Source organism: Bacillus sp. ABP14 (genome assembly GCF_001831375.1).
GTDB classification, from domain to species: Bacteria; Bacillota; Bacilli; order Bacillales; family Bacillaceae_G; genus Bacillus_A; species Bacillus_A paranthracis.
On sequence record NZ_CP017016.1, the window covers coordinates 2,982,834 to 2,993,125 of the forward strand.

Consider the following 10,292-nt stretch of genomic DNA (forward strand, 5'->3'; position numbering starts at 1 on the left):
ACATTAGGCTACAATAAACAAAAGAAGTGACTGAAAATACCCTTCTAAAATAAAGTGAAACTATACCCCCACTGATTATTAGTTGAACCAATCGGACTTTTGCAGGTAGCCCACAACAAATGGCGAGATAAATCAAGAAGACCACACACCCATTCCTTTAAATACAGGCTTGGAAATCTAGTTATGTAACCATCCATAAAAAGGAATATTACATAGGCTAAGTCTAACATTACATTTTTAAAGTAAGGGGAATAAGCTTATGCACCAATATTGGTATGTGAATTCAAAGGGAAACGAGGAACAATATAATAACCAAAATTCAATGTCATCATTATATTCACAGCCCCAAATAAATAAAACTGACGAAATGAGTGGTTTGAAGATTTGTGAGGATTGGAGTTGTCGCTTCTATCCAATTGGTTCGGATTCACCAGCCAATTATACGACTTTCACTCCCGAGCCTCCTCCCTTCTCTTTTGGTCAGCCAATCCATTATGCAGGGATGATGCCCCAAGGACATCCTGCTAATTGGACTCCATTACCAAGCCATGCAGGTTTTAATTATCAAAAACCTCCCATCCCCTGGGCCCAACCATTCAATCATACAGGGATGTTTGCACAAGGACATCTTGCCGCTTTACTATCACCGCCAGCTAAAGCTTTTAAATTCAGTAACAATAACTGGGGTATTTTCGGAAACTCTCCAGGATGGGGAGGACAGATAAGTCCCATGGGATGGGGGAATAACGGAGGTTACGGCCAGCCAGGAATGCTTGGAAACTTACTTACAGTAGGAAAAGGCACTATGAATGGAATTGGAATGCTTAGTAGTCTAATGGGTATGGGGAAGTTCTTTTTTTAGTGGATTAATTATTAACCCATAAACTTGCCATGAATGCTGTTGATTTGTAATAAAGTTTGATCAAAAGCATGCTACAAAATTGATTTTTCAATATAAAAAAACCAAATATTTTGAAAAATCTCAGTCAAAATGCTTGGTTTTTTTGTTGCTAGTGAATAATTTTTCATAAAAAAGTTTAATCATTTTTCTACCTGTGTTTGCTCAACAATCGCGCCCAATTGCGATATTATTAAATTGTTACCCTTTTTTCCTTTTCGGCCAAATAAAATTGCTTATGGCAATCAAAAGATCGATACCTAACACAAGTGTCCATACTTTTAGAAAGCCAGCCAACACTTCTGTTCGAGAAGAATCGTTAATTAAATAGATTAAGACAAATAAAATTCCGGCACCTATTAGAAAAGCAAGCACATGTTGTCCCCAGCTTTTAAAGTAGTGTTTCGCATAATCCATGCCAAATCTTTTAACTGGTTTCGCTCCTTGTTTCATCACATAATATTGAAAGCGTATATCAGCCCACTCAATCATACTCCTACCGAATGCGATTGAGATTCCAATATAAATAGCAGCTATTGCATGCACTTGGGTAGCAGTCGCACCACGATACAAGTCGACACCCGTAACAACTAATAAAATTAAATCAATAACAGGTGTTAAAGCTAGGAAAAACAATCCTAATTTATTTTTCTTAAGGATATATCGTGTGAGCAGACCTAAAGTTATAACAACCCAAAACCCTATTTCACAAGCAACGATCAACCATGCAATTACATTCACCCCAACACCCCCTTGTACAACGCAATTACTCGCTTTTCCTTAACAGTACCACAATATGGCCCTTTAGTGGAGTAACTTTATTGCCGCTCAACAGTTCCTTAAACGGTAATGAATCTATTCTATTACAAAAAAGATTATCAGAACCTAACGAAATCTATTATATAGTAAGACATTTTTAGAAAGTATAAAAAATACACCCTAAGGTGCCATCCTGCGACTTGAGAATCCTATCTATGTATGAAAAAAATTCGAAAAGACCGATATAAAAGAGAAGCTTCTAACTGTAATGTATGGAGCTCATATGGTATGAAGAATCTCCGTTATATTACTTTCTGATCAGTCTCGTTACAGCCATCCCAAGAAATCCAACACCCATTCCTATGAGCCATCCAGTTTGGGCATTACCTAACATAGCTCCCACTCCTCCGCCAAGAAACATACAGCCAACGAATACTAATCCTCCAATTCCCCAATTCGGTCGCTCCATCATTCATTCACATCCTTTCAGTAAAATATATGCTATTAGCTACCTGAACTTTCTTGCATAGGATGGTTAATTATTTTGCGTAGTTTTAGTACTTTCAGGGAATTCATAAAGTGCAAAAATTGGCCAATTTGAATGAATCGCAGACGGAGAATTTAATTTTTTCATACTATAATAATTTAAGAGTTGTGGAACAAATTTTTCTTCAACTAACGAGTTAATAGAAGTATAGAATTTCCCCACAATTCATGACTCATCCCATCGCTATCAAGTTAAGAAAAGCAACACCCCCAAAAACGAAAACGATATGCATCATTGACTACTGTAATGAGACGTTATGTTAATCTCACATAATTCGCACAAAGTCGCCCTTGCCAATGGTACAATTAAAGTCATGGAGAGGTATTATGGGAATTTATTTTGTAATAACACTACTTCTTATAAACGGCACTGCAATATTCTTATTTTCCTTGTCTGTTTCACCAAAAATTAAGGCTAAAACCTATCTTCAATAATGGTCTGTTTGGGGATAAATCTAATCATAAGTCCAGTGGCCTTTCTTATAGGTGGGATAGCTGATTATGCAGGTGCGGTGGCTAATTATGGGGCTTATTTTGCGGGTGAATCGGCAACAGCTCCTCCTCTAGTCAGTCGTACACTTTATTTTTTGGGAGGATTTCTCTTTATTCAGGGAATACCGCTTCTCATACTACTTGTAGCTTTTTGGAAGTTTGGAAAAGCAAAGAAAGCAAGTATAGAAGAATGAGTGGATGCCTTGTTAGACTAGGGATCCGCTTTTTCCTCACTACCAATAATAGGACTTTATGTCATACACTGGAGATAACATTAGAAAACTGTGAGGATGGTTACATTGATAAAATTTGTAATTAGTTATGCCGTAACTCTGTTTACTTTTATTTTTGGATGGTTCTTGATTTCATATATTTTTCATCCTAGCTTTATTCATCCAAACATTGTATTAGGATTCATTAAAACAATCTTTACTTATGGTAGTATACCAGCTCTTATAGCTTGTCTAATTGGGGAAGTGTTATACAGGAAAATCAAACGATGCAGGGAATTTCAATTTGGAATTCCTATATTTATAGGACTAGCAGCTCTCTATACACTTATACCATTTCTTTTTCTTTTTCCTTTTAATTTTTCGCATTTCTTTGATTTCGTTGCACCTGTTATTATGGGGGCCTTATCTTTTTATTTAGTACGTAGAAAAATATAATTAACTTCCGTTAACGAGAAAATGGATTGTAGAACTACATGGAGGAAAAATTACGGTTGAAAGTAAATTAAGAGAAGGCAGTACTTTTACATTTAAACTACCAATTGAAAAATGAGCATAATTTATGAGTGTCTGTAGCTCCACAATAAAGATTCTTCAATCTTTATATCAAAGTAACCGACGCATTTGAAACAGCATCGATTTTAACATTTTGGACAACCTGTTCTGTTAAGTTAATATGCATATGAAAAAATATATAAGGAAGCCCCAGAAATCCAAAGATCTCTGGGGCTTCCTTATATATTTAGCTCTTTTTGCTTTTTGTTTTGTTTATGTCTATACAGTAATTTTCGACTTATGAGAGAAATCAGTAATAAGATCAATATTAGTACGAAAAGTTGCATAAATGACAAATCAAAATATTTAGCACCTGTAACGATTAACAGTGTAGAAATTGTGCCTTTTACAATGAAAAAAATAATAACCCATAATCCGCCTTTTTTCCAGTTCATTTTATATTACCCTTTCCTACGTTTAAGTTCTTAAAAGATTTAGTAATAGTTCTTGAATGTGATACCTTAATAGAAATCTATTATATGAATATAAGAAATAGACTTTTTCACGAAAATCATGTCCAATTACATACGACGATTCCATCATAAATGAAAATGATATTCAGTGTCAATTTTATTGACTATTTGAAAACCTGTTTCTTCATCTTACTCTCTTTCTATTTTGTTTCTTATACGCAATAAACTCTTGTATTCAAACAAAAACACCTCCATTGCATTTGCACACTTTGTATGCGAATGCAAGAGGTGTTTTTTCATGTACCATCAGGTGCTTTATTTATTCATTTAAGTTCTTAATACGTAGCTATTTTCTAGTACACGATAACTGGATCATACGTATTCAAACTATCATACACAGTTTTTGCAACGTTAGGAAGAAGGTTTACACAACCGCCTGATCCTCCTGTTAAATAAGCATTACTTCCCCAATCTTTTCGCCAGCCGGCATCGTGGAATCCTTGACCGCTATTTGTGAATGGAACCCAGTAATCTACTTTAACTGCATAATCAGCTTTCCCTACTGCGCTGCCTCTTAGCGTATATGGTGTACGTTTGTATAGAACGTACCACACACCTGGTGATGTATCTTCACCCGTGCTATGTTTACCCGTTACTACATTTGTTGTAACGACTAGTTTGCCATCTTTATAAATCCAAATTTGTTGGTCTGCAATGGATACTTCTGCATATGTGTCTCCTATGCCATTATTCGATGTTGTTTTATAACCGATCCCTTCTTTCTCCCAACCATTCCCGTGAATGTTAGAAGCAGAAAGTGATTTTTCGCCTTTTTCAAAGGCTTGCCCAACTTGTTTTGTCTCTTTTTCCACATCTAGTGCCCAGCCGTATCCTTGTCCTTTTACTGATATAACCGAACCAGAATGTGTTTTAAAAGCAAAGTCTTTATGTAATGTAGATTTAGCCTTATTAATTTCAGCAACCTTATTCTTAATTTCGCTCGCATCGATTGTCACTTTCATATCCTTTGACATAGTGGCATTTTGAATTAAATCTTTCGCTTTTAATGAATACACTTCATCCTGCACTTTATAATCAACAGACTGCGTAAGAAGATTTTGTAATGCTTTCTCTTCTTTTTTGATAATTGGATCGTCTTCTTTAATAGGCTGTATGTATGCAGACTTTAAATGAATTTCGCTTTTATGCTTCTGCTTATCGTAATCTTTTAGTAAACTCGTAACGTCGTACTGTTTTCCATCAACGCTCTTCGAAATAACAATTTTTCCTTGTTCAAGCTTTGCCATAGCATCTTGAGGTGCTTTTAATTTTTCATTCATGGAAACAAGCTTTTCTTCTACAAGTTTTTTCATCGTTTCACTACGATACTGATTCGCTTCTTTCGATAACAATGAATACTCTTTTTCCTTTGAAGAAGGGAAAAATGTCCACTGACTTTTTAATAGTTTCTTAACTTGCGGCAAATCTTTTTCCGTCAGTTCCGTCTTTGTCTCTTTTTCATCTAAAATTTGTTGTTGATCAATATAAACTTTGTTTGCTAGTCCAGATGTTTTTAATTTCTGTATTGCCTCATCAGCGCTCATACCACCGACTTTTGTATCATTAATCGTAACATTTGAATTGAAGTGAGTTGCCTGATAATAGCTCATTCCTCCAAGGAGAAGTGCAAGTACACCGCCACCTGCTGCGATAAGCTTCCAATTTGTAAAACGTTTTTTGGATCTTACCCGTTTTTTCTCAACTTCTTCAACAGATTCATTTACTGTATTGTTGTTCATCAATCTTTCCCCCGTATACATTAACGTCAATTGATTTTAAACCAAAACCATTGAATAGTGTACCTTATTTTCCCTGAAATTTCATTGTTTTTAACTAGGTTTTATCTCATTTAATCGTTAAAAGTTAGATTTTTTATAGAAAGATATATAAATATGGTAGATAAAGTGAAAAAGGAACCACATCAATCGAGCTATTATGGGCCCTAGTATTCTCTGAATTTTGAAGAGTAGTACTCTCCATGAACTTTAACTTAGTGAAATAAATGTTAGTAGGTTCAAGTTAGAGGATAGCACCTTAGCATGTCTTCTATTTGTTAACATTTTATCGGATTTTTATAAATATAGAATTCCCCTATGCTTCCCGCTTTTCACCAAGGTTCACAACATCTACTATCAGCCTAACTCATTTCACCTTATGACCTTTTATCAGCAATAATTTTAAGTTTCTTTAAACTATTATATATGTTTGTACCACGCTTTATTGATACGTTCAACCTTTACAGGTGTTGAAGTTTTTGACTCATTCTTTGTTATAACCCTATTATTAGAACATCCTGCAATAATAAGGCAGCATGTAACCAATAAAACCAATAATATAAATTTATTCAAATAGCCACTCCTATATAAGCAAAATATTATATTGAGAAAATTAAACATACCATCGAATCTTTGTAAAAACAATATATTTACTAGTTTTATTATCCGTTGGCAGATTAAATCACACCTTAAGGAGCATGAATCCAATGTCTAATTTCCATTTTATCCGATTCTCAATGTTTATTCCAACATAAAAAGATAGCTATTATTGTTGAAAACTAATTATCTCTCAAAATGAAAAATATGAACTGAATCCCTATAATCCAATATAGTTTACTCAGCTAACTTTTCCCCTGTAACAATCCGAAACAAAGTAGCTGCATTTTTTTCTTCTAATTGAGCGTACCGATTACCACCCAAGATGATTTCCACTATATCCTTATTAGGGCTTATCCAAATTTGATACAACACAGCTTTCGCCTCTATTTTCGGATTTTTAAATTGAAAAACAAAATGATAATCAGCTGGACGCGAAATTTGCACTTTTTTATTTTCAAAATGAGCATCATTTAATATTTTCTTTACTTGCTGAACTTGTTTATTATCTGTAACTACCTTCAAATCTTCATATTTATTATCACCAATATTTTTTTGCACTTCGATTCTTTGATCTTCATTTCCTAGTATATTTGAACAGCCAGTTACTATTAATATACAGATAATAATAAAAACTAAAGACACATTTCTATCCTTCATATTCATCTACCTCATTTCATAACAATCCAGATCATTGTAAAATAAAGGTAATTGATTTATGGTTAAAAATATAAATAATATAAGGAAAGGAGTATGATCCATGCAGCTAAAAACATACACTTGAAAAAGCTATACATTTCTCTTTGCAAGTATATTCGTTACTATTAATCTCTTTCTTTTCACACCTATTTTAGACAGGGTTGGAGTAGAATATGTCGTGCCTTTCGCCTACTTCATATTAGCTTCCACTGTTATAGCAATCCTATTAGCAGTTATATCTTTTTGCAGTCGAAATGAAAGGAAAACTTTAGCGATTATCGGTTTATGTTTTACTCTATTTAATACAGCAATTATTTTATTCTTCCTTTGGTTCGGTTACCATTTCACTTAAGTGAAATATAAATAAACTCCATAAGCTACAAATAAAATTAATAAAATAAAAATTCCGAGCACCGTGTATATCATCCATTTTAAGTTTGAACTCATATACTCCCCCTTCTCACCCCAAATAATTCCATTATATAACAAAAAGCATTGGATACCCAATGCTTTTTCACACTTACGCAAATAAAGACGTATTCGCATATAAGGCTGGTGAACCACCTGAATGTACGAATAAAATGTTGTCCTCTTTATTAAATGTACCTTTTCTAATTAAGTCGATTAATCCCGCTACTGCTTTACCTGTATATACTGGATCAAGTAAAATACCTTCTGTTTTTGCTAACAGCTGCACTGCTTCCACCATTTCTGGCGTTGGTAACGCGTAACCTGGCCCTACATATTCATCAAAGCATGTAACCGCTTCGCGCGGGATAAAGTTTGGAATACCAACATGAGCTGACGTTTCATCTACAAGTTTTGCTACTTTCTCTTCTTGCTCTGCTTTTCCTCTACTTACGTTAATTCCGATTACTGGGATATTACTTTGTATTCCAGCAAAACCTGTAATTAAACCAGCGTGCATACCGCCGCTACCACTTACGCAAACGACTGAACTGAAATCAATTCCTTGGTCAAATGATTGCGCGATAATTTCTTGCGCACAAGCAACGTATCCCATTGCGCCAGTAGGATTCGATCCACCAACCGGAATGACATATGGTGTATTCCCTTTTTCACTAACTTCTTTTGCTACTTTATGCATCTCTTCCATAAGATCTGCTCCGTTCGGTACAACAATGACATTTTCAGCACCTAGTAAATGATATAAGAAATAGTTTCCATTAAAGTCTGGCTTCTCTTCTGGCTCAAGCCCTTCTTCTAATACAAGAATACATTTCATTTTCTCTTTCACCGCAGCTGCCAGTGTCAGGCGGCAATGATTGGACTGAATACCACCAGCTGTAATTAACGTATCTGCACCTTTTGCTTGCGCATCCGCAACTAAAAACTCTAACTTTCTCGTCTTATTACCACCAGCTGTTAAACCAAGTAAATCATCTCGTTTAAAGTAAATAGTCGGTCCACCAAGTGCCTCAGAAAAATTGTTTAATTTTTCAATTGGTGTATATGACTCTGTATATTTTTTTCTCGGGAATTTAGCTAAATTCATAAATAACGCTCCTTTTATACTTCTTTCACAATGTATGTAACGTTACTATTATTGCATGTAAAAATGATGAAGTCATCTTTCTGGGGTAAAAATGTGTTGGAATTCGGTTTTGGCGAATGGAATTGTATTAAAGGTTTTATCTTCAATACGGTACATGAAATTATAATAATGATTTTAACCATATTACGGTACATGAAATTTATATCGACGATTTTCAAAATATATCAGCGATTCTTAATTTATATCGGCGATTTTTCAAATATATCGACTTACCGACAAAAATCGACAACACAAAAAGACCCACTCATTAGAAAGTGGGTCCTCTCCAATCACTTATTTTCCGAAAATCGAAGAAGCTGCGTTAATCCTGGTTCTAAATTCATTTCGCCTTTATGTCGTACGTATACAATCTTGTTCCCATCAAATTTTGGAGGATTTCCTGGATTATACGTCAGCCACTCGTCCGTTCCTTCTACATTATACTCCATATACTCCGTTGCACCGACGATTACGTTTTTACTATCATCTGCCGTTACATTTGGTGCCATTTGTGCAATTTTCGAATCACTAATTAATAATTTCTTTATTTCCTTATCACGTTTGTAATCGTAAGCTGTCACCATTACATCGCTACCATATGCTTTCACTTGCAACCCTTGTTTGAATGAATAACCATCAGGAGCAGTCTTCTCTCCTCCATTTGGTCCAGCCGACATCCAGCCCGTTTCAATACCACCTGTATTTACAACTGTAAATCCTTTTTTATCTCCGCCTGCAATTTTCTTTTTACCAGCCCAGTCTGGCAAGTTTAAATCCCAGTGCGTGTGACTCGTAAAGAAAACAACTTGTGGATAGTCTTTTAATATATCATACAACTTATCGACATTTAAATAATCTTGTAAGTACGGTGATTGTCTTGATCCAGACACCGTATCGGGTAAAACGTGATGAGAAAAAATGAAAATCGGCTTGTTTTTATCTTTTTGGCTGTACTCTTCTAAATTTTGTTTTAACCAACCTAGTTGCTCATCACTCATATATACTTCGTCCCACATTTTTGAATCGTGGTATTTCATATATTTTTCAGTTCCTAAAAATAAAAGCGGATAACCGTCTAATTCTTTTTTATGATATACCTTTTCTTGTCCGCTAAATTGTAAATAGCGGTTAAATAGCGTTTCCTCCGTTACACCATTTGGCCATGTACTTTGAGATAGCTTCCCATCAGCTGTCCATTTACCAGCATAAAACTCATGATTCCCAACAGTTGACCATACATTCTCTGGATGCTTATTTTTGTTTAATACTCGCTTCACATCATCATATTGGGACTGTTGTCCAGTTGGCGTTATATCCCCATTCATAATAAGCGCTCTAGAAAGTGGCGTCACTTTGTTCATATCTTTTAATACGTGATCAAAGTCTCCTAAATCCCCTTGAATATCACTAATAACGTTAAAAGTTGTAGCTGATTTTCGAACTTGCTCTTTCCCTTCCGCATGTGCTGAAAATGTCGGTAATAATACCGTCATAACCACTAACGAAGCAACTGTCTTTTTCATACAAATTCTCCCCCTAATAATAGAATGTACAAACTGACATATTCTGCTTTCTCTTAGGTGCTTGTCCAATTCACATTATAAGGAGGGATTGTAAAGATAGATGGAGTAAAAAATTAAGTGTTTTTTAAAAGATTTTGTTGTTTTTTGCACTCCACAATTAGTGATTCACGCCAATCTAGCTTTCTAGCCT

General features: G+C 34.9%; 10 protein-coding genes and 2 pseudogenes. 5 read left to right on the plus strand and 7 right to left on the minus strand.

Annotated elements, in window-relative coordinates:
- Window positions 1-259 precede the first annotated feature (259 nt).
- Window positions 260-862, plus strand: coding sequence for a hypothetical protein (locus BGI23_RS15420; RefSeq protein ID WP_070806481.1), 603 nt, complete (start codon window positions 260-262; stop codon window positions 860-862).
- Between the two features lie 237 nt (window positions 863-1,099).
- Here BGI23_RS15420 and BGI23_RS15425 read toward each other — a convergent pair whose 3' ends face one another.
- Window positions 1,100-1,639 (minus strand): hypothetical protein, encoded by a 540-nt coding sequence (locus tag BGI23_RS15425; protein WP_001100681.1) that lies wholly within the window; start codon window positions 1,637-1,639, stop codon window positions 1,100-1,102.
- Window positions 1,640-1,964: 325 nt separating this feature from the next.
- Entirely contained in the window at window positions 1,965-2,129 is a 165-nt protein-coding gene (locus BGI23_RS28175) for a hypothetical protein (protein ID WP_157441037.1), read from the minus strand.
- Between the two features lie 401 nt (window positions 2,130-2,530).
- Between BGI23_RS28175 and BGI23_RS28735 the strand changes: the two are divergent.
- From BGI23_RS28735 to BGI23_RS28860, 3 genes and pseudogenes are all read left to right on the plus strand, one after another.
- Window positions 2,531-2,889, plus strand: a pseudogene (locus BGI23_RS28735) (hypothetical protein).
- A 96-nt stretch (window positions 2,890-2,985) separates the two neighbouring features.
- Window positions 2,986-3,363, plus strand: a complete 378-nt coding sequence (locus BGI23_RS15435; protein WP_070806482.1) for a hypothetical protein — start codon at window positions 2,986-2,988, stop codon at window positions 3,361-3,363.
- A 16-nt stretch (window positions 3,364-3,379) separates the two neighbouring features.
- Window positions 3,380-3,478: pseudogene (locus BGI23_RS28860) on the plus strand (ATP-binding protein); the annotation flags it as partial.
- A gap of 181 nt (window positions 3,479-3,659) precedes the next feature.
- Here BGI23_RS28860 and BGI23_RS15440 read toward each other — a convergent pair.
- From BGI23_RS15440 to BGI23_RS15450, 3 genes are all read right to left on the minus strand, one after another.
- Window positions 3,660-3,875: a hypothetical protein gene (locus BGI23_RS15440; RefSeq protein ID WP_001104097.1), complete on the minus strand. Its 216-nt coding sequence runs from the start codon at window positions 3,873-3,875 to the stop codon at window positions 3,660-3,662.
- Window positions 3,876-4,246: 371 nt separating this feature from the next.
- Window positions 4,247-5,692 (minus strand): L,D-transpeptidase family protein, encoded by a 1,446-nt coding sequence (locus BGI23_RS15445; protein ID WP_070806483.1) that lies wholly within the window; start codon window positions 5,690-5,692, stop codon window positions 4,247-4,249.
- 870 nt (window positions 5,693-6,562) lie between these two features.
- The gene (locus BGI23_RS15450; RefSeq protein ID WP_070806484.1) at window positions 6,563-6,985 is read right to left on the minus strand and encodes a YhfM domain-containing protein; all 423 of its coding nucleotides are present in this window, start codon (window positions 6,983-6,985) and stop codon (window positions 6,563-6,565) included.
- A 151-nt stretch (window positions 6,986-7,136) separates the two neighbouring features.
- Here BGI23_RS15450 and BGI23_RS28740 point away from each other — a divergent pair, with 151 nt between their 5' ends.
- Window positions 7,137-7,376, plus strand: coding sequence for a hypothetical protein (locus BGI23_RS28740; protein ID WP_240332532.1), 240 nt, complete (start codon window positions 7,137-7,139; stop codon window positions 7,374-7,376).
- Between the two features lie 168 nt (window positions 7,377-7,544).
- Here the strand turns inward: BGI23_RS28740 and cuyA are convergent, their stop codons facing one another.
- Both cuyA and BGI23_RS15475 read right to left on the minus strand, forming a co-directional pair.
- A complete protein-coding gene (cuyA, locus tag BGI23_RS15465) occupies window positions 7,545-8,540 on the minus strand; it encodes a D-cysteate sulfo-lyase (protein WP_070806485.1) in 996 nt (331 codons plus the stop codon).
- A 329-nt stretch (window positions 8,541-8,869) separates the two neighbouring features.
- Complete coding sequence (locus BGI23_RS15475) at window positions 8,870-10,102, minus strand: DUF4073 domain-containing protein (RefSeq protein ID WP_070806486.1); 1,233 nt, start codon at window positions 10,100-10,102, stop codon at window positions 8,870-8,872.
- Window positions 10,103-10,292: the final 190 nt, after the last annotated feature.

What these genes read in the sequence shown, in the direction of transcription:
- BGI23_RS15420 (WP_070806481.1), top strand. Translation starts at nt 260, where the DNA reads ATGCACCAATATTGGTATGTGAATTCAAAGGGAAACGAGGAACAATAT.
- BGI23_RS15435 (WP_070806482.1), top strand. Translation starts at nt 2,986, where the DNA reads ATGGTTACATTGATAAAATTTGTAATTAGTTATGCCGTAACTCTGTTT.
- BGI23_RS15440 (WP_001104097.1), bottom strand. Translation starts at nt 3,875, where the DNA reads ATGAACTGGAAAAAAGGCGGATTATGGGTTATTATTTTTTTCATTGTA.
- BGI23_RS15475 (WP_070806486.1), bottom strand. Translation starts at nt 10,102, where the DNA reads ATGAAAAAGACAGTTGCTTCGTTAGTGGTTATGACGGTATTATTACCG.
- cuyA (WP_070806485.1), bottom strand. Translation starts at nt 8,540, where the DNA reads ATGAATTTAGCTAAATTCCCGAGAAAAAAATATACAGAGTCATATACA.
- BGI23_RS28175 (WP_157441037.1), bottom strand. Translation starts at nt 2,129, where the DNA reads ATGATGGAGCGACCGAATTGGGGAATTGGAGGATTAGTATTCGTTGGC.
- BGI23_RS15450 (WP_070806484.1), bottom strand. Translation starts at nt 6,985, where the DNA reads ATGAAGGATAGAAATGTGTCTTTAGTTTTTATTATTATCTGTATATTA.
- BGI23_RS15445 (WP_070806483.1), bottom strand. Translation starts at nt 5,692, where the DNA reads ATGAACAACAATACAGTAAATGAATCTGTTGAAGAAGTTGAGAAAAAA.